This window comes from Chitinibacter bivalviorum (assembly GCF_013403565.1).
Lineage (GTDB): Bacteria > Pseudomonadota > Gammaproteobacteria > Burkholderiales > Chitinibacteraceae > Chitinibacter > Chitinibacter bivalviorum.
Genome location: NZ_CP058627.1, coordinates 2,574,731 through 2,594,267 on the forward strand (window position 1 = coordinate 2,574,731; position 19,537 = coordinate 2,594,267).

General features: G+C 49.8%; 17 protein-coding genes and 2 tRNA genes. 7 read left to right on the forward strand and 12 right to left on the reverse strand.

The window, feature by feature from the left end; translation table 11 throughout:
• Nucleotides 1-167 precede the first annotated feature (167 nt).
• From HQ393_RS12205 to HQ393_RS12225, 5 genes are all read right to left on the reverse strand, one after another.
• Nucleotides 168-1,610, reverse strand: a complete 1,443-nt coding sequence (locus HQ393_RS12205; RefSeq protein ID WP_179355440.1) for a S53 family peptidase — start codon at nucleotides 1,608-1,610, stop codon at nucleotides 168-170.
• 293 nt (nucleotides 1,611-1,903) lie between these two features.
• Complete coding sequence (locus HQ393_RS12210) at nucleotides 1,904-2,692, reverse strand: adenylate/guanylate cyclase domain-containing protein (RefSeq protein ID WP_179355441.1); 789 nt, start codon at nucleotides 2,690-2,692, stop codon at nucleotides 1,904-1,906.
• A 287-nt stretch (nucleotides 2,693-2,979) separates the two neighbouring features.
• Nucleotides 2,980-3,510 carry an AAA family ATPase gene (locus tag HQ393_RS12215; RefSeq protein WP_179355442.1) on the reverse strand — a complete coding sequence of 177 codons (531 nt, stop codon included), beginning with the start codon at nucleotides 3,508-3,510 and terminating at the stop codon, nucleotides 2,980-2,982.
• The gene (pnuC, locus tag HQ393_RS12220) at nucleotides 3,507-4,070 is read right to left on the reverse strand and encodes a nicotinamide riboside transporter PnuC (protein ID WP_179355443.1); all 564 of its coding nucleotides are present in this window, start codon (nucleotides 4,068-4,070) and stop codon (nucleotides 3,507-3,509) included. The genes HQ393_RS12215 and pnuC overlap by 4 nt, the downstream gene beginning before the upstream one ends.
• Nucleotides 4,071-4,137: 67 nt before the next feature.
• Entirely contained in the window at nucleotides 4,138-6,492 is a 2,355-nt protein-coding gene (locus HQ393_RS12225) for a fatty acid cis/trans isomerase (protein ID WP_179355444.1), read from the reverse strand.
• 329 nt (nucleotides 6,493-6,821) lie between these two features.
• On the opposite strand from HQ393_RS12225, the gene HQ393_RS12230 reads away from it, so the two are divergent.
• Entirely contained in the window at nucleotides 6,822-7,607 is a 786-nt protein-coding gene (locus HQ393_RS12230; RefSeq protein ID WP_179355445.1) for a threonine/serine exporter family protein, read from the forward strand.
• Nucleotides 7,608-8,066: a threonine/serine exporter family protein gene (locus tag HQ393_RS12235; protein WP_179355446.1), complete on the forward strand. Its 459-nt coding sequence runs from the start codon at nucleotides 7,608-7,610 to the stop codon at nucleotides 8,064-8,066. It begins immediately after the preceding gene.
• On the opposite strand, the gene HQ393_RS12240 is transcribed toward HQ393_RS12235, so the two are convergent.
• The 4 genes from HQ393_RS12240 to HQ393_RS12255 form a co-directional block, all read right to left on the reverse strand.
• On the reverse strand, nucleotides 8,063-9,403 hold the full coding sequence (locus HQ393_RS12240) for a sensor domain-containing diguanylate cyclase (protein WP_179355447.1): 1,341 nt from the start codon (nucleotides 9,401-9,403) through the stop codon (nucleotides 8,063-8,065). The genes HQ393_RS12235 and HQ393_RS12240 overlap by 4 nt on opposite strands.
• Nucleotides 9,404-9,422: 19 nt before the next feature.
• Nucleotides 9,423-10,175 carry a GntR family transcriptional regulator gene (locus tag HQ393_RS12245; protein WP_179355448.1) on the reverse strand — a complete coding sequence of 251 codons (753 nt, stop codon included), beginning with the start codon at nucleotides 10,173-10,175 and terminating at the stop codon, nucleotides 9,423-9,425.
• A gap of 188 nt (nucleotides 10,176-10,363) precedes the next feature.
• On the reverse strand, nucleotides 10,364-10,666 hold the full coding sequence (locus tag HQ393_RS12250) for a P-II family nitrogen regulator (protein WP_179355449.1): 303 nt from the start codon (nucleotides 10,664-10,666) through the stop codon (nucleotides 10,364-10,366).
• A 9-nt stretch (nucleotides 10,667-10,675) separates the two neighbouring features.
• Complete coding sequence (locus HQ393_RS12255) at nucleotides 10,676-11,620, reverse strand: sodium-dependent bicarbonate transport family permease (protein ID WP_179355450.1); 945 nt, start codon at nucleotides 11,618-11,620, stop codon at nucleotides 10,676-10,678.
• A gap of 204 nt (nucleotides 11,621-11,824) precedes the next feature.
• On the opposite strand from HQ393_RS12255, the gene HQ393_RS12260 reads away from it, so the two are divergent.
• The gene (locus HQ393_RS12260) at nucleotides 11,825-12,577 is read left to right on the forward strand and encodes a DedA family protein (protein ID WP_179355451.1); all 753 of its coding nucleotides are present in this window, start codon (nucleotides 11,825-11,827) and stop codon (nucleotides 12,575-12,577) included.
• A gap of 118 nt (nucleotides 12,578-12,695) precedes the next feature.
• On the opposite strand, the gene HQ393_RS12265 is transcribed toward HQ393_RS12260, so the two are convergent.
• Both HQ393_RS12265 and HQ393_RS12270 read right to left on the reverse strand, forming a co-directional pair.
• A tRNA-Lys gene (locus HQ393_RS12265) sits at nucleotides 12,696-12,768 on the reverse strand.
• 21 nt (nucleotides 12,769-12,789) lie between these two features.
• Nucleotides 12,790-12,865: transfer RNA gene (locus tag HQ393_RS12270), tRNA-Lys, on the reverse strand.
• A gap of 156 nt (nucleotides 12,866-13,021) precedes the next feature.
• Here HQ393_RS12270 and gloA point away from each other — a divergent pair.
• The 4 genes from gloA (at nucleotide 13,022) to HQ393_RS12290 (ending at nucleotide 18,890) form a co-directional block, all read left to right on the forward strand.
• Nucleotides 13,022-13,402: a lactoylglutathione lyase gene (gene gloA / locus HQ393_RS12275; protein WP_179355452.1), complete on the forward strand. Its 381-nt coding sequence runs from the start codon at nucleotides 13,022-13,024 to the stop codon at nucleotides 13,400-13,402.
• An 83-nt stretch (nucleotides 13,403-13,485) separates the two neighbouring features.
• Nucleotides 13,486-14,883, forward strand: coding sequence for a sodium:proton antiporter (locus HQ393_RS12280; protein ID WP_179355453.1), 1,398 nt, complete (start codon nucleotides 13,486-13,488; stop codon nucleotides 14,881-14,883).
• A 470-nt stretch (nucleotides 14,884-15,353) separates the two neighbouring features.
• On the forward strand, nucleotides 15,354-17,768 hold the full coding sequence (locus HQ393_RS12285; RefSeq protein WP_179358497.1) for a phosphoketolase family protein: 2,415 nt from the start codon (nucleotides 15,354-15,356) through the stop codon (nucleotides 17,766-17,768).
• A gap of 315 nt (nucleotides 17,769-18,083) precedes the next feature.
• Nucleotides 18,084-18,890 carry an inositol monophosphatase family protein gene (locus HQ393_RS12290; RefSeq protein ID WP_281361463.1) on the forward strand — a complete coding sequence of 269 codons (807 nt, stop codon included), beginning with the start codon at nucleotides 18,084-18,086 and terminating at the stop codon, nucleotides 18,888-18,890.
• Between the two features lie 145 nt (nucleotides 18,891-19,035).
• Here HQ393_RS12290 and HQ393_RS12295 read toward each other — a convergent pair whose 3' ends face one another.
• On the reverse strand, nucleotides 19,036-19,476 hold the full coding sequence (locus HQ393_RS12295) for a hypothetical protein (RefSeq protein ID WP_179355454.1): 441 nt from the start codon (nucleotides 19,474-19,476) through the stop codon (nucleotides 19,036-19,038).
• Nucleotides 19,477-19,537 lie beyond the last annotated feature (61 nt).

Consider the following 19,537-nt stretch of genomic DNA (forward strand, 5'->3'; position numbering starts at 1 on the left):
CATTATGGGTATATAGCTAAAAACCTTCTTCAAAAAGATCTTCAGCCATATCCCCATAGATCAATCAATTTAATTTAACTACAAGCGGCTCGTTAATAACTTCTGCGGCAAGCGAATTGGCTCGCTATTTGATTTTGCATTCCCCACCTCTGCGGGGAATTTGCAAATCAATATGCAGCCAGAGCAGTCAACATCGGCGCAGAATTTGGCGTTCCCAAACCTGTAACTTGATCGTACCCCGCTCTGGCATAACAATACGCGCAAGTACCATCCGAGCCCGATTTCACATCCAACAAAGAAGCCGCATAGGTGGTGGCGACTGCGCCGATATTTTTATACAGCGCCGTTTGAACCTGACCGAGGACTGCTTTACCCGCTAAGGCGCGCTGCGCATTGGATATGGCAATCAAACCCGCCCACTGCGGTGCTGCAATACTTGTTCCCCCTACCCCATACCAGTAACCCGTACTCGAGCCTTGCGGCGTCATATACATATATTGCCCAGTGCTGGGATTAGAGTTAAATGAAATATCGGGCACGGTGCGCATGGGTTTGGTGGCACTTTTGCCTGGGATAGAGACATAGTTTTGATAAGCGGGCATGGCTAAATAAGCACTGACACCTCCACCCGAACCTGACCAAGCGGTTTCGCTACGCGCCCCCGAGCCTGAATAGCTCAAGGAAGTACCCCCAACACTCAACACTTTAGATGACACCGCAGGCCAGCTCACGCCAGCACCGTTATCGCCTGATGCCGCCAAATAGGTCATGCCTGCGGCACCAAAGTTGGCATCGTAAAAACTCACCCATGAGCCTTCATTCGCGCCAAAACTCATACTCACAGCACCAGCGCCCATTTTATTGGCCACGCCGACCGCACTATAAAGACTGGTAATCATCGCATCTTGACCTTCGATCAAGACAATTCGTGCCAAAGGTGCGATGGCATGCGCCCATTCTACATCCAGCGCAATCTCGCCTTGCCAGCCCGAGTTATACGCGGGCGGCGTAGAGCTCAAACCATTGGCAGTATTGGCATAAGCTACGGTTAAATTACATGCGCCCGCAGTAGGTGCCGCCAAGGGCAATTTGCTGGCGCTATTAAGCACGGTTGTCGTACAGCTGGGCAAGCCAAACTTGGCATTGAATATGGCCAAATCAGTGGCCACATTGGGATCATGGTAGGCATCCACGATATAGATCGTTTGCCCTGAACCTAAGCTGGCCAATTGCGCGGCAGTCAGCTTCGTCCCCGCCGCAGGGATAGCAGGTAAGCCATAGGCTGCGCGAATCTGAGCTGGATTAAAAATCGTAGTCGATGTCGCAGCAAATGCAGTGGTGCTACCCGGCGCTTTATCGGCGGCAGTGAAGGTACTTGGATGCTGTACTTCATTAGGATCGTTGGGCAGTGCCGCGGTAAACTGATACGTTGGCTTGAGTTCGATGTTGGTTGGTGCATCCGCACTTAGATTGGCGCTGGTCGATGTGCTCGCGCTCGTCGTCGCAGCGCCGCCACCACAGCCCTGCAATGTCAGTGGCAAACCCACCGTGAATAAGAACATCAATGGCGTTGCGACATTTTTGATGCAAGTATCAGTTTGCTTTGACATATGCTTCTCCAATCTGCGAAAGAGCGATCGATCAGACGATCAAATATAAGTAATTGCTAATATATATTTTTCCCTTTTAATGTCAACGTCTTAAGTAGAAATTCAAATAGCATATCCGATTGGCGGTAGTGAAATGGCATTTTATTCAAGCTAATTTCACAGTCAGAAAGTCAAGTGAAACTTACAAATCCAGATCCAAACCAACTCGAGCAAGAATAATCAAAAAAATTCCTCGGCCATAAAAAAACGCAGGCTGATGCCTGCGTTTTTTGGTCGAAAACACCGCTGAAAAACTACACGGTGCGATAGAGTTTTTTATCTGCGACCTTCATCTTTTCGTATTCGCTACGCAGAATACAGACAAGCTCACTCTCGCCGATGCCGCGTATCGTGATCTCACGGGTAATGATGTGATCGGTGAAAAAGCTGGTGGTGCGCTCATCTTCCAAATCAAAGCCACGTCGATTAAAGGCAAAGCCGACACCGGGCAGCTTTTGCACCCGAGCTGCCATATTGATGCAAGAGCCTACATAATCGTGCCCCTCGCCCACCGAAAACACCGTACCGCGCGCGAGCCCGCAACGCAGACGAGTGGGCGGGTCAACGACCAAAGACTTCAATGTCGGGAGAAAATCCTGCTGGTATTTTTTGCAGATGCTCCACGCGCTGGCGATCACATTGCGCATCGAGACAGGTGAAATGCCATTGCAATCCCACATCACCAACAAGCCATCGCCCATGAATTTGATAAAAAAGGGCAATGGGCACCACAGCGCAACCCCTTCAGGCTCATCTTTTTGCTTCATTTCATTGCGCAATTGCTCCATCAACCAATTGAGAAAGGGATGAAGAAAATTAGGGACCGACAGATGCGGGTCGATCTGCTTGCAAAACTGAGTGAAGTCCTCCAAATCAAACACCGCCGCCAGCGCGTCGATCGGCTTCGAACGACGAGTCAAATCGCCCAAGCCCAACAGCGAAGCATTAAATTGATCAAATGCGTCGTACGTAAGTAACTTGCGGCGGCGCCCGTCAACTTCGAGGCGCACGTAATCAGCATTGCGGGGTTTGAAAGTAGGCATGATTCCAGTGTAAGTGGTCTTTTACTAAACGTGCGGCAAATACCAAGGCAAGATAATAAGGCTTTGTGACAGGAACTAAAAGCGTTTCCCCCGTCATTTGTATTTGCATTTCATTGCCTTGGCAAAAACAGCGCTAAAATCAACAGGCTGGAGCGGCGTTAACAAGATTGATATGCATTAGCAATTTCACCACACCATTCAAGCGCAACACACTTAGATACTGACTATGTTTTGACTTAATCACGAAAAAATCGTCAGCAGTCTTTTACTTTGCAAGTCGTTGAACCCTATAAAATGGATGCTAGAGCTGCTCTAGCACAGCTTAATCTAGCCTTACCATGCCCAGCGATGCGCACGAACACGGTATTTTTCGCTTGCAAAGCTGACTCATAGCGCTGAAATAGAACATCACGATCGATGGGATTTTCCCGCAATGGATCAGCTTCCCAAGGAAGATCGGGCTCCAATAATAAATGCAGGGCGTAGTCTTGCGGATGCCACAATGAGGCGAGTTCTTCGGGGCAAAAACCAAATCGCACCTCGGCCCAGATAATGCAAACCAACACACTGGTATCACATAGCAGCCATTGAGTCCCTAGCGCCAACTGAGCCTCCAACGCCAATTGGCCGCGTGCAATCGCAATAATATCGTCAAGGTCGTAATGCGTGCGCTGCTGCGCCGCAAACCACGGCCGCGCAAACTCGGGCACCCAAGGCGCGTGAAGCTCGCGACTTAATTCCTGCGCCAATTGCGTTTTGCCACACGACTCAGGCCCAACAATGGCAATCCGCTTGGCTTCCAGACTTGTCACACTCATACCGAGCCCGCGGCCAATTGCGCGCGCCAGTTACGCCATCCCCAAACTGCCAATGCAGCCAGCAAGACATACAGTAGCGCAGTCACATACAGCGTCTTATACACATAAACGCCGCTCGCGAGCAGATTGAGCACAATCCAATACGGCCAATTTTCCATCCGTTTTTTGGCTTGCATCCACTGTGCAATCAAGCCAAAAACAAAAATCGACGAATCGAGAATCGGCACATCAGTAGGCAGAAACTGAATCTGCAAGGTGGACACGCCGGCGGTGATCAGAATGCCGACGCCGTTAAGGCACAACCATTCTTTGCGACTTAAATAACGAATCGGCTCAGGCGATGCACTGGCCCCACCCCGCCATTGCCACCAGCCATAAATCGCCAGTACGGCATACACACCTTGCAAGGTTGCCTCGCCAAACAAGTTGTATTGCAGGAACAATCCGACATACAACAAGCTGGCCACCAGTTGCAATGGCCAAGTCAGTACATGGGCACGCGCGGCCAAGGCAATGGCCACCAGCGTAATAATAAAACCAATAATTTCAACAATCGACATAATGACCTACAAAAAATGGGGTATATCCAGCAATGTATTTTATAACAATAACTACTGAGCAATACCCCTATCTATTTTCAAGTCGATTGTAATCAAACAATCCATAATTGATACCCAATTTGGCTTTCATCACCTGATGAACTTCATCACTGAAAGCCCAGAATTCATCACTGGTACGGCGCACGCCAAATTGATCCATCAAGGCGGTGTAATCCGCTTCGCTGTTTAATTGCGCCACCGCTTGCGTCAATTGCGGCAATTGCGCTTCATTCACCACCCAAAATGCATTGGGGTAGGCACCGATAAAGCCGTTCACCAAGGTGAGCTTATCTTCCGCTGGCAGACGACGTTTCTGATCAAAAAACAACTGCGCCACATTCTTATACGCACTGTCGTTCAACAAAGTCAGCCAAATGGGTTTGCCCTGCTTGGGCAATACTTTAATCACCACATCCTGTGGCAACCATTGCAGACTAACGCCTTTAACTTGCTGCAATTGAGTCAGTGCATCCACCAGCTTCGGATTCGCAAGATAGCTCAAAGCAAATTGATTTTTAAAATCAGCAGAAATACGCTGCTTAAACCTCTGCAACATTTGCTCATAAGCTTGCTCGGGCGCTAAGGACGCTGGCACGGTCAGTACAAAATCCTCCAATGGCAAGGCGCTGGCGCTTAAGTACTCTTGGGTATTCTTTGGCGCACCACGATACCATTGATTTTGCAGCGCGATGTGCGCGGGATCTGGCAAGGTAGACAAGAAGTTTTGCTCGCCCTCGATGCGCAAAAAGTCCATATAGAGCCGCGTTTTGAGCTGGTGGCCAATATTGCCGAACACATCAAAACCTGCGACGAGCAGATAGTGAAAACGCTCCAGCAATGGGTAATCAATCACCCATGCCGTTTGTGGCGGCGCATCACCAAGCAGCCCCTGCTCAACCGTGGCATTGTCGTAATTGCGAAAGATGGTGAGTGCCGCATTTGGATTATGACCATCACCATCCCAAATAAGCTGCTCGGCCTGCACTTTTTTGCGTTGCGGTCGTTGCTGAATATATTGAACGCGCGCCTTGAGATATTTCAGTTGCGCATCGGCAAACATGCTCCAGTCGGCCAAGATGGGTGCCGAATTTCCCAATTGGTCTGGCAATGCCATCGCACTGCTATTTTGAATCAGAAATTGCCCCACTTCGCGCTCATTCATCGTATCGGGGTCACGGAAAAACACCCAAAATCGATCATTGATCACATTCAAGGCCATGTTGCCACGGCATACAGGGCCTTTAATAAAGCCCATCACCGTAAATTGCGCTTCTTCGAGCATAAACCGATAGCGAGAATCGATGGGCAGTTGCTCAAATGCAATAAACGGATTGGTAGCTACATCAAGGGTATAACTCGGGAGCTTGCTGACCGTATAGGGCGCATCAATAAACCACCGTTGCCACTGCTGCATCCGCGCTGTATCCAGGCGATAGGGCATATGGGTTTTATTCAGTATCGTCTCTTTAACGGGGGTAAGGCGGTAATACACGCGCTCAACGCCTGGATCATCGTAAGGGCGAGCCGTGGCGATCAGATCCACAGACTTGCCGGGGGGCGTGCGCGAGCGCACTATTTTGAAGAAGGTTTTATCATCGCCAAAATACAGATGGGCCAGAAATAAATGTTCATAAATATAGCGCGATGAAAGCTGTGATTTCAGTGAGTCACGATTAAGCCATTGTTCCCATTGCGCAATCTGCTGGGTCAAGATGGGGCTCAATGGCGGCTCTGCCTCACGCGGCGCTCCTTGTGAAATCCATTTGAGCATGAATTCAGTTTCATTTGACGACAAACCCTGCAAACCAAAAGGCATGCCCCACAATGGGTTTTTATGCGCAAATTTGGCAAAGTTTTCGATCGTCGTACATTGCTGCTCTCGGCCTAGCGAGAAATCAAAATCATTCGACAGTACGGCAGTTTTGGGTAGTGGATTTTGCTGCTTGAGCTTGAGCATTTGAGCTAAGACGCTGCCATCAATATTGCTGATGCCATTGTTTTCATTCAGAACGGCATGAAAACCACGCTCTCGCCATTGTGAAGCCAACATCGCGTCTTCAAAAAGCCGTGTGGGTGGCACGGCCTTCAGGCGGTCGCCATACACTTGATTCGGGTTTGCGCCGCGGGCAATGCCTTCCCACGCCGTCAGTTTGAGCTGACAGGGCGCATCATAGCAACCATGACAAACGGCACAACGCGCCTCCAAAATCGGTTGCACATCGTGGTAATACACATCGCCTTTTTTTGGGGTAGCGGGCACATCGTAGCGCGTCGTTTCGGCTTGGCCGTATTTCTGCTGCCATTGATATTGGCTTATGGCACTACATGCGCTGAGCAAAGCCAATAGCGCGATGAATGGCAAATGGCGGACAAGCTGTTTCATATCTCGATCTCTTTTTTCCCGTTTGGCTAATTTATAGCTAGATCTGGCGACATGCACCTGCCTTACTGCGCGATGGCTCAAAGTGCAATATGCAGAAACTGCACCAGCGCATTTGACCCATCAATTTAAAAGCACACTTAAGCTGACTTCCTACGGTCGCGAAAACTCGGCGAACTCACTCGCGTACAAACGATACGGCGCAGATTACTGCCTTTCCGGTGTTGGCTCTCAAGCAAGAATCCCTGTTAAGGTGGGATTTGACACGTAGCAAGACCCTAGGACGCAAATTCACCTACAATCAGCCTATTCTCAGTGCTCTGGCTGCCCGTATGCAAACCATATCAACCACTCCATTACTGTCTCTGGATGAAATCTTGGCGCTGTCGCTGCAAGCGGGTTTGCTAATGCATCAATCTGGTGCGGGCACTCATCGTACGTCAATGGCGATGCAAAGAATTGCCAAAGCACTGGGCGCGGCTCGGGTTGATATTATGATTTCCTCGACCAATATCGGTGCCACCGTCGAGCGTGCGAATGAACTGGGAAACGAAACACTCACCGCCTTTCGCAAAGCGCCGCATATGGGTGCCAATTTCTCATCACTGACGGCAGTGCGCCATTGGCTGCATCAGCTTGAGCATGGCGAAATCGATGCCAAAATAGCCAAGCGGCAACTCGACGAAATTGCCGGTCGTGCAACGCACTACCCCCGCTGGCTAATTACCATTTTAGTAGGTATATCATGCGGCGCCTTTGCTGCACTATTTGGTGGCGATATACCTGCAATTATTTTCACCACCATTGGCGCAGCCTGTGGGATGGCCGTGCGCTTTTTCATGGTTTTGCGTCATTTCAAGCCTTCGATTTTCGCTACGGCATCCAGTTTTGTCGCCTTACTCATTACGGGTTTGCTGGCACATCAAGCGAGCAGCACGCCTGATGCAGCACTAGCCGCATCGGTCTTGTTCTTGATTCCTGGCGTGCCACTCATTAATGGCGCAGCCGACTTGCTCAATGGCAATTACTTAAACGGGATTGTGCGTTTCACAATGAGTGCCGTGATTATTTTTGGCATCGCCGTTGGCGTGAGCATTGCATTGCGAATTTTGGGGTAAATGATGAATACATGGTTATTGGAACTCTGGGCGGCGCCTGCAGCTTTAGGCTTTGCCTTATTATTTAATGTGCCGCCCCGCGCCCTTTGGATGTGCGGCGCACTGGCCATCGTCGGACATGCTTGTCGTAAATTAGTGATGGTATACGGCGGCGACATTGTGCTAGCGACACTCTGTGCCGCACTGTTGATTGGCCTTGTCGCCGAATGGTGGGGAGCACGGCACAATGAGCCGAGCGCAATTTATGCCGTCAGCGCCGCAATCCCGATGGTACCTGGCACCTATATGTACAAAGCGGTACAAGGCCTACTCGGATTGGCACGCTTACCTCATGGCGCAGATGGCTCACAACTTTTGGTGGCAGCAGGCGTCAGCGGAATTACCGCCTGCATGGTCGTGATTGCACTGGCATTCGGGGTGGCAGCCCCATTGCTGTTGTGGCCCAAATCGAAAGACTAATCTGAAGACTGCGCAACACATACTCGGTTGCGCCCTTCTGCCTTGGCCTGATACAAGGCATGGTCAGCGCGTACGAGCGCGTCTTGGATACTTTCATTTTCGCCGAGTAATGCCACGCCTTGGCTAAGCGTATAGCTAAACAGAATTGCATTCTGGTTCGCACTGACCTTGCTTTGCGCAACCAAGAGGCGAATCCGCTCAGCAATCGCCAGTGCATGTTCCAAATCAGTATCAGGTAACAGCACGACAAATTCTTCGCCGCCAGTACGCGCCATTAAATCGCTGGAGCGCAAAGTTTGCCCGCACCAGCGCGCTAACAAGATCAAGGCCTGATCGCCGACTTCATGACCGTAGCTGTCATTGATCACTTTGAAGTGATCAATATCCATCGCAATCACCGACAAAGGCAGCTTTTTGCGCTTGGCCCGATCCCCCTCTTGTTTCGCGCGCTCAAATAAGGCCCGACGATTCAGTAAGCCCGTTAATGGGTCGGTCCGTGCGGCCACTTCCAATTGCGCAATCAATTCAGTGTTTTTATTAATCAGTTCGATTAAATTATTGTTCACCAGATTGAGCGCACTGGCGGTTTGTTTTTCAGTGGTTAAGTCGGTCGCCAATTCAAAAAAGATTTGCTCGGTTTCCGCGGGTGAATTGAGCGCAATTAATAGTGAGCGCACCCAATATTGGCTACCATCGGCTCGCTCGCCGGTAAACTCCAAGGTCACCGGCGTTCCTTGCTCCGCCAAGGTCAGGTAATAGTTGATTTGCAAACCTTGCGGCTGTAATTCGTAGTTACTGCGCAATTGGCCAATTAATGACTTCGACGATTGACCAATCAGACGCCCGAATTGATCGCTCACATAGGTAAATTTACCCTGCCTATCCATCATTGTAATCAGCGCATGATCTTGCAAAGCACGCAGCCAACTCGACTGGCTATTGATCTGCGCTTTAAGCTCCTTGCGCAATTGCCTTTCCGTCGTGAGATCGACCGCAAAGCCTGCAATACCCGTTAGCTCTCCTTGTGGGCTATAGGTACACGAGCGATAACAGCGCACTGTTCGATTTAGATTGCCAACTTTAGGCAAATCAATTTCGCTATTGCGTCCTTCTTGGCGTGCCAATACGGCTAACTCTTCAAATTGGATTTGCTCAGACATCCAGTCGGGCAATAGATCGAGATCACTTTGCCCCAACAATTCATCGCAACTCCGACCCATCAAATCGGCCATCGCTTGATTGACCCAAATATAGCGCGACTGCAAATCCTTCATCCACGCGGCGACAGGCAAGGCAGCGAGCAGTGCTTCATGGGATACAGTTGGCGTAGTGGGCATAAGCATCTTTGCTGGGCGACTAATCGTTAAATTCAACAACGTAGCGATAATAATCGCTACGGAAATAAGAATAGGTCAGCTCAAAAGCCCGCCCATTGGGCAAGAAGCTCACCCGCGTTAAGCGCAGAAGTGCTTTGTTGAGCTCAAACCCACATAAGGCAGCCATTGCCGCATCGCAAGAAAATGCGTCAATCTCCTCGACCGCTTTTGCGATAACCAGATTATGTTCATTCATAAATTGGTACAGCGATGTGCCCACCGCATTCGGGTCAGGCAAGATACTGCTAGGCAGGCTAGTTGATTCATAGCCAATCACGACATCATTAGCAGTTCGTAGCCGCTGCAAACGACTCACTTTGGCGCCTGTTTGTAACTTTAGTCGCCATTGCTCATCGATATTGGGCGCGGCAATTTCGCGTTTAAGCCACACCGAACCCGCCTTAAATCCTCGGGCGTGTAATAGATCGGATAAATTACTCAAGCGTGAAACGGGCTGATCTATTTTGGGGGTGATCAGATAATGCCCTTGCTCATCACAGCGCAGCCAGCTCTCGCTCACCAACTGATCAAAAGCGATCTGCACTACTGCTTCGGGTAATTTAAATAAAGCGGCAAATTGGGCAATCCCGGGCAAGACCTCATTGGGCAGCCAATAGCCTGCGGTAATAGCAATTTTTAATTTTTGGAAGAATTGGATCGCAACAGGCTGCGGCGAAGCCAGATCAGGCTCTAGCGCCAAGAGTTTGCGATCCATTGCTGTGGCTTGATCCATCTCATTTATCCCGCAGATTAGGATTTGAGCATAGCAGCCCCCATAAAACTTGCAAAAATACGGTTTGTTTGACTGGTCACACTGCGAAAAATACACAATAAAAAAGCCTTCGTTGGGCTAGATCGCCACGTACGAAGGCTTTTTCTGCAGCTCGCCCAGCCGCGAGCGGATTGCATCGATAGATCAGCTTAGAATTTCTCGGCCCGCAACACCCGCACCTCAGAGAGCCATTGCACCAGCGCGTAATGCTGGCCAAATTGCAGCTGAATCTGCTCAGCCAATTGCTCCGCACGGGCCGTATTGGTGATTAACTCGATTTGGATATTTTCATTGGCATCAAAATTGCCCCGTTTTTCACCGTGAGCGCCTTTACCGCGCGCAGCAACAATGGTCCAGCCGCGAATTTGGTTAGCTTCAAATAATTCAACTAAGTCATTTTCCAATACTGCTTCAGTCACAATCGTCAGCATCGTTTTGGCGTGAAAATTCATGGTCCTTCCTTATGCAACAGCACTAGCGAATTGATAATAGAGCGGGATACCCACCAGCAGATTAAATGGAAACGTGATCCCCAACGCCGCGCCAAGCGACAAGGCAGGATTGGCCTGCGGTACTGCCATCCGCATTGCGGCGGGCGCAGCGATGTAGCTGGCCGAGGCCGCCAAGGTACCCAACAAAGTGAGCCCGCCCAATGACAGCCCCATCATCAAGCCAAAACCAATCCCGACCCAGCTAAAAGCCAACGGAACGCCCACGCCAATGGCCAAAATAAATAAACCTTGCTGGCGCAAGACGCCGATCTTCCCTGCAACCACTAAGCCCATTTCTAACAGGAACAAGGTTAATACGGGTTTAAATAGATCTAAATACAGCTTATCTAGCGGTTTAATCCCTTCTGGCCCAGCCACCAAACCGATCAACAAGCCGCCCATCAGCAAGACCATGCTTTTACCCAGTAAAACCTCATGCAGCAATTTACCCCAACCATGCCCAGCTTTCGCTCCGTCGGCTTTGGCGCCAAGACGCGCCAATATCACGCCAATGATCAATGCGGGCATTTCCAGCAAGACTAGAAACAAAGTACTTTGCGACTCGTAGCTCACCCCAAGACGCGTCAAATAAGCCACCCCGACAGCAAACGTCACCACCGAAGCAGAGCCATAATGCGCTGCGACGCTTGCGGCATCTGGCTGAGCGAGCTTGAGGCGTAACACCGGATAAGCCAGCAAGGGCAAAATAAAACCCATCGCGATGACCAGCAAAGCCTGCGGCAATATCTCTAAAATTGGTTGTTTGGCCAACACCAAACCGCCTTTGATACCAATGGCCAGCAATAAAAATACCGATAAGGTGTCATATAGAGCGCTTGGCAGTTTTAAATCTGACTTGGCCACTCCCGCAGCCAAACCCAGCAAGAAAAATAGGACAACGGGATCGATTTGCATGTAGAAATATTTCACCTTTATCTAGTTGTTTTATGAAATGTACTACATTTTTGAAAACAAAAAAACGCCTAAAAACAATAGGGTCTTACGCACCGAAATGTAGTCAAAGTACGTAGTAGCCCTAGATATTTATTTAACATACGCAAGGAACCTTCAGCCCATATCGGCCTCAAAGCATGGATTTTATTTTTCGCATAGGGCGATATGGAAACCTGGCTGCATTCATTATTGGCACATTCAAGCGAACTGGCTTTATTGCTGCTGTTTATCATCGTTCTGGCCGAATCAACCGCGATTGTGGGTTTGCTGATCCCCGGTACAGTCTTAATGCTGGCGATGGGCGCGTTGATTGGCAATGGCCAAATGGATTTCTGGGTCGCTTGTGCAGTTGGTTTTATCGCCGCCCTGATTGGTGATGGCTTATCGTACTGGTTGGGTTATCGCTATCGCAGCCAGCTCCATCGCTTATCGATTATTCGTCCGCATCGCCGTTTATTGATTCAGGCACGGCTTGTGTTGCGCCATCACGGCCCAGTAGGGATTTTTGTCGGCCGCTTTTTGGGGCCAACTCGCCCAGTATTGCCGATGGTGGCGGGCATGCTGTCGATGCCACGACGTCGCTTCTGGCCCGCCTGTGTCTTGGCCTGCTTACTCTGGACTCCCGCGTATCTGATGCCGGGTATTTTGGCTGGCGCCGCAATTGGCTTGGCGAGCGATGGCTTATTTTCCTTCCCGATTCTACTAACGCTAGCGGCGATTTCAGTCGGCTTGGTGCTGTGGCTCGGCACGCAGGCGGTGCGGCATAGCCTGCGCGCTCGCGCTTTGGCGGGCATGCCAGTTCATCTCAGCTGGGGAGCGCCGCTCAGTGGCATCGCTTGCGCAGTGGCTGTCTGGCAAATTGCTGTTCATCCACTCGCGCCTATCTATGGCGCACGCGTCTGGCAAGTTTTGGCCTAATCATTTTGATCTGATTAATAATCAAAGGGTGCTGCGGCACCCTTTTTTGTGGCGATCAATTTTTAGCGCGCAAAACAAAAAGCCTCATCCGAAGATGAGGCTTTTTGCATAATTCGTGTGGGTCGGGAGGGATTCGAACCCTCGACCAACGGATTAAAAGTCCGCTGCTCTACCGACTGAGCTACCGACCCAGAAAGGTGTGTATTTGGCGATGGTGGGTCGGGAGGGATTCGAACCCTCGACCAACGGATTAAAAGTCCGCTGCTCTACCGACTGAGCTACCGACCCGCTTCGTCACATACAGAGATGCGCATTATAAGGTTATTTCGCCGCCTGTCAACGCCTAATTTGAAGTTTTTTTAAATTACTTTGGCAATATGCTGCACGACTTGCGGGCACTCACGCGGTAAACTACTGCCACCATTAAGAAAAAAGGATGTTGTGATGCGTATTTTACATACGATGTTGCGCGTGGGTGATCTGGATCGCTCGATCGCTTTTTATACCGAAGTACTGGGCATGCAGCTTTTGCGTCGCAAAGATTATGCCGAAGGCCGCTTTACGCTAGCTTTTCTAGGCTATGGCGATGAGGCGCACCACACCGTGCTGGAATTAACGCATAACTGGGATACTAGCAGTTATGACTTGGGCAATGCTTATGGCCATATTGCACTGGAAACACCCAATATCGTGGCGACGTGTGATGCCGTTCGCGCCAAAGGGGGCAAAGTCGTGCGCGAGCCCGGCCCGATGAAGCATGGCACTACAGTGATTGCTTTTGTTGAAGACCCCGATGGCTATAAAATCGAGTTCATTCAACCCTAAAGGGTATAGCCCTAAAGACATTGCATAAATTAATCTTTAGAGCCATACACCCCTATGTATCTAAACTACGAGACTTATCAAGCATGTTGAAATTTGTTTTGGCATTGGCGAGCTTACTGCCCAGCGTCGCCATGGCGGCAGGTTTGGACGGCAGCAGCATGTCGCTCAATTGGATCATTCCCTTTGCAGGGCTGTTATTGTCTATCGCACTGTTTCCTATTTTTGCGCCCCATTTCTGGCACGAAAATTTTGGTAAAGTGGCCGCCTTTTGGGGCGCGCTGTTTGTGATTCCCTTTGCACTGCACGCAGGCGTAGGTATTACTGCAGAAGTGATCGTTCACGCGCTGCTCGAGGAATATATCCCCTTTATTCTGATTTTGTTCGCGCTCTACACCGTCTCTGGCGGCATCTTGGTGTGGGGCAATCTGCATGGTTCACCCAAGCTCAATACTGGCATTCTGGCCTTGGGAACAGTACTGGCCTCATTGATGGGTACCACCGGCGCGGCGATGCTGCTGATTCGCCCCATCCTGAAAGCCAATGACAATCGACTCCATAATGTACATGTGGTGGTGTTCTTTATTTTTCTCGTTGCCAACGTCGGTGGCGGTCTAACACCATTGGGCGATCCACCGCTCTTCCTCGGCTTTTTGAAGGGCGTGGATTTTATGTGGACGGTTGAACATATGGCTGGTCCGGTCTTGCTGATGAGCGCCTTGCTCTTAGCGATGTTTTACGCCATTGATAGCTATTACTTCAAAAAAGAAGGCGTACTACCGCGCGACAAAACGCCCGATAGCGCGCTCAAAATCTATGGCAAGCGTAATTTCTACCTGCTTGCGGCGATTATCGGCCTCGTGGTGATGTCGGGTGTTTGGAAGCCTGGCATCGAATGGGAAGTCATGGGCTCGCACCTTGGCTTGCAAGACATTGTGCGCGATGTGCTATTGCTGGTGATTGGCCTGATTTCTTTAAAAATCACGCCAGCTCAAGTGCGTGCGGGCAACGATTTTAACTGGGGGCCGATTCTGGAAGTCGCCAAGCTATTTGCCGGCATCTTTATCGCGATGGCACCCGCGATTGCGATTTTGAAGGCCGGCTCTGATGGCGCAATGGCCAATCTGGTCGCGCTAGTCAGCAATCCCGATGGCACGCCGCACGACTCGATGTATTTCTGGATGACCGGTATTTTGTCGGCCTTCCTTGATAATGCACCGACCTATCTGGTGTTCTTCAATCTGGCGCATGGCGATGCGGCACATATGATGGGCCCATACGCCTCAACGCTCTTGGCGATTTCCTGCGGTGCGGTCTTTATGGGCGCGATGAGCTATATCGGTAACGCCCCCAACTTTATGGTTAAAGCGGTGGCTGAAGATCGTGGCGTCAAAATGCCAAGCTTCTTTGGCTATATGGGCTGGTCCATCGCCTGCTTGCTGCCGGTGTGTATTGTGATGACCTTGGTATTCTTCCACTACTGATCATTTGCTACTCACAAGCTCAGCCCACCCATCGCGGTGGGCTTTTTATTGCCTCAATCATTCACGCCACAAACACGGCAGCGCACAGTAGCACTACCTCACCAAGCAACAATCGAAATCCTCAAGAACTATCTGCGACAGTAATCACTAGGTAACTTGTAATGTTTACATTGAAAAAAATAGCTCAAGCTGTATGCTATGACACTGGCAAGTTGAGTGGGTTTGTATTTTCGGCTTGAAGTGCTTGGACATTTGTTGTTTGACTCAACAAAAAAATGCCAAGGCTCAGTAACAAAATTACAAAAACAGGTCAACTTTTTGCGCTGTATCAAGCAATTTAGCCAGGATGGACTAAAAGCCAACGCAGGATTTGATTTGCATCAGTAGGCAGAAGCCAGCGCTCCGTATACTGGCTTCATCGGGTGAAGGGAATACAGCCTTTTACCTAGCAATCACTAAACACAACCCAAATAAGAGGTGTTACCGTGGCTCAACCGTTATCTCCAAGCGTATTAGATAGAATGCATCGCTATTTCCAAGCGGCAAACTATTTGTCTGTTGGTCAAATCTACTTGCTCGACAATCCAATGCTGAAACTGCCGCTGAAACGCGAGCACATCAAGCCACGTTTGTTGGGTCACTGGGGTACTACACCTGGTCTGAACTTCATTTTTGCTCATGCTAACCGCATCATTACTGAACGCGAAGTTAACATGATCTACATCACTGGCCCTGGCCATGGTGGTCCTGGTTTCGTTGCGAATACTTGGTTGGAAGGTTCATACGAAGAGTTCTTCCCAAGCATCGATCGTTCTGAAGCAGGTATGCAACGCCTGTTCAAACAATTCTCTTTCCCACGTGGCATACCATCACACGTAGCTCCTGAAACTCCAGGTTCTATGCACGAAGGTGGCGAGTTGGGTTATTCAGTATCACACGCATACGGCGCGGCTTTGGACAATCCAGACCAAGTAGTAATCGCTGTAGTGGGTGACGGTGAAGCTGAAACTGGCCCATTGGCTGCTTCTTGGCACTCTACTAAGTACATCCACCCGATCAATGACGGTTTTGTACTGCCAATCTTGCACTTGAACGGTTACAAAATTGCTAACCCAACACTTCTTGCCCGTATGGACAAAGAAGAAGTAACTAAATTGTTCGAAGGTTATGGCTACGAGCCAATCTTCGTTGAATTGAAAAACGAAACATTCAACGACAAACCAGAAACATTCGTACAAATCCACCAAGACATGGCTGCGGCAATGGACTTGTGTATGGACAAATTTGCTGCGATCCGCGCTAAAGCTGAAGCTGAAGTGGCTGCTGGTCAACCAATCGTTCGCCCACGTTGGCCAATGATTGTAATGCGCACGCCAAAAGGCTGGACTGGCCCGAAAGAAATCAAAGGCAAAAAAGTAGAAGACTACTGGCGCAGCCACCAAGTTCCATTCTCTGATATCGACGGCGAGAATGTACTGAACTTGGAAAAATGGTTGGCTTCTTACGACGTTAAATCTTTGTTTAACGACGACGGCTCAGTAAAAGAAGAATTGACTTCATTGGCACCAAAAGGTCAAAAACGTATCGGCTCTAACCCAGTTGTACACGGCCAAGTGTCTAAAGACCTGAAAATGCCTGACTTCCGTAACTACGAAGTTAAATTTGCAAAACCAGGCACTGAAAATGCTGAAATGACTCGCGTAATGGGTAAATTCCTGCGCGACATCATGAAAGAAAATGAAGCAGAGAAAAACTTCCGTATCTTCGGCCCAGATGAAACTGCATCTAACCGTTGGAACGACGTATTCGAAGTTTCAGGTAAAACTTGGTTGGCGAACTACTTCGAAGAAGACAAAACCAATGACTTCTTGCAACAAGATGGCCGTGTAATGGAAATCTTGTCTGAGCACACTTGCCAAGGTTGGCTCGAAGCGTACAACTTGACTGGTCGTCACGGTTTCTTTAGCTGCTACGAAGCGTTCATCCACGTGATCGATTCAATGTTTAACCAGCACGCTAAATGGCTGAAAACAACTCGTCACATCAACTGGCGCAAACCGATTCCATCGTTGAACTACCTGTTGACTTCACACGTATGGCGTCAAGACCACAACGGCTTCTCTCACCAAGATCCAGGCTTTATCGATCACGTGGTGAACAAAAAAGCTGAAGTGATCCGTGTTTACTTGCCAGCTGATGCGAACACTTTGTTGTCTGTAACTGACCACGTATTGCGTTCACGTCACTATGTGAACGTGGTTGTTGCCGGTAAACAGCCAGCACTGCAATACCTGACTATGGATCAAGCGATCAAACACGCGACCAAAGGTCTGGGTATCTGGGATTGGGCATCAAACGACCAAGACGGCGAGCCAGATGTAGTGATGGCGTGTGCGGGTGAAATCCCAACCATGGAAGCTTTGGCTGCAACTGATATGCTGCGTCAACACTTCCCAGATCTGAAAATCCGCTTCGTTAACGTCTGCGATTTGATGACTCTGCAACCAAACGAAGAGCACCCACACGGCCTGACAGACCGCGAATTTGACGCGATCTTCACTGCTGACAAGCCTGTGATGTTTGCCTTCCACGGTTACCCATGGTTGATTCACCGCCTGACTTACCGTCGTAACGGCCACGCTAACATCCATGCTCGTGGTTACATCGAAGAAGGTTCTACTTCGACTCCGTTCGACATGGTTGTGGTTAACCAACTTGACCGCTTTAACTTGGCAATCGACGTGATTGACCGTGTACCAAAACTGCAAAAAATTGGTGCACACGTTCGTCAGAAACTCACTGACAAACTGGTTGAACACGCTCAGTACATCGCTGATGTGGGCGATGACATGCCAGAAGTTAAAGATTGGAAATGGCCTTACTAATCTAGTCGCTGCGGGATTAGCCACTGCGAGCCCTGCTCGCAGGCTAGTACCCACCGCGTAACTAGAACCATCAAACCCGCACTGATTTCATCAGCGCGGGTTTTTTTTGGCATACAATCCAAGCTCAACGTTGTAGAGTGAATTTGCGCAGCATTCATACGCAAATCCTGCATGTGAAAATACACCACAACATCGTGGCATTCACTTATTGGTGCAACGCCGCATAGCAAGTAAACTATTTCCAGTAAACTATTTTGTATCAAACACTTGCCATTGATCGACTCAACAACTGAGCCGATACAAACGAGATTAAATGTGAATACCGCAACACCTAGCCCATCGTTACAAGCCCTGATCAATATTGCGCGTGAAGTCGCCGCAACTGAGGTCATGCCGCGCTATCAAAAAGTGGTCGCCGAGGTGAAGCACGACGGTAGCTTATTCACAGAAGCCGATCTGGCCGCACAAACCGCATTGCAACGCCTCTTACCGCTGCTCGTCGATTGCCCCGTACTGGGCGAAGAGATGAGCCAAAGCGAGCAGGAAAAGCTGTGGGAAGATCACCCTGCTGGCCTGTGGATCGTCGATCCAATTGACGGCACCAGCAATTTTGCCCACGGTCTACCCTATTTTGCCGTCTCCATCGCACTCTACCGCGAGCATCGCCCGGTGCTAGGCGTGGTGTATATCCCCGTGCTGGATGAATGTTTTGCCGCGGAAGCGGGCTGCGGAGCATGGCTCAATAGCGAGCGCCTACCGCTTTTGAACGACGATAAAATCCTCAAACACGCGATGGCCTCGATTGAAACCAAATGGCTATCGGGCCATTTGGCGACACGCGTGGTAACCGTGAACCCTTACCATAGCCACCGCAATTTCGGCGCTTCCACCATTGATTGGTGCTGGCTCGCGGCAGGGCGCACCGACGTGATGCTGCATGGCGCGCAAAAACTGTGGGATTACGCTGCTGGCGTGCTAATTTTGCTCGAATCCGGCGGCCAAGTTGGCGCGCTGTTTCATGATAATTATTGGGATGAAAACCCTTGGCACCGCAGCGCAGTAGCCGCGCGTACACCCAGCTTATTCAAAAGCTGGATGGAGTGGGTACAAAAAAATAAATAGGGGTATATCCCCACAATCAATAAATTAAAAAGATTACAGGGCAATACATGCCAATGTATTTGTCATCAACTCACTCAATGCTCGCTAGAAAAATCTGAATATTTATAATGAGTCGAGCTTAGCCTTGCACCCGACTCATTCTTCCTTAGCTGCTCAACACAAGCGCTTGCGTCCCTACTTTGACGAGCCGCCCACCCTGATCTTGCACATACTGCGCAGCGGCTTCAGGCGTAGCAAACCACAAATTTAGCTTTCCAGCCTCGCTCTCTCGCCATTGGAAGTGTGCTAAATCATCAGCGCCCAGCGTCAACAGATGTGGCCGCAGCAATTCCCAGCTACTCAATCCCGCCTCTAAGGCCAGCATGCGCAAAAAATGTTTCCGTTGCAACGTAGCGCGCTGACGAAATAAGACGGTGAGGGAGGTCTCCGCAACCGCGCCGGCATTGATCAACCGACGAAGGATGGGCAATGCCGCTGAAATAGACCCCGTATTGGCCAAACGTTGGCAGCGCTTAGCCTGACGCAGCACCAGCTCAACGGCGGCATGATCGGTGGATTTGGAAATAAATTCGGGTGAAGTTGGCATACCTGCTCCTAAACACAAGTGGCCAGTCTCGCTGTCGGCCACGGAGGGTATGCAAGCAAGG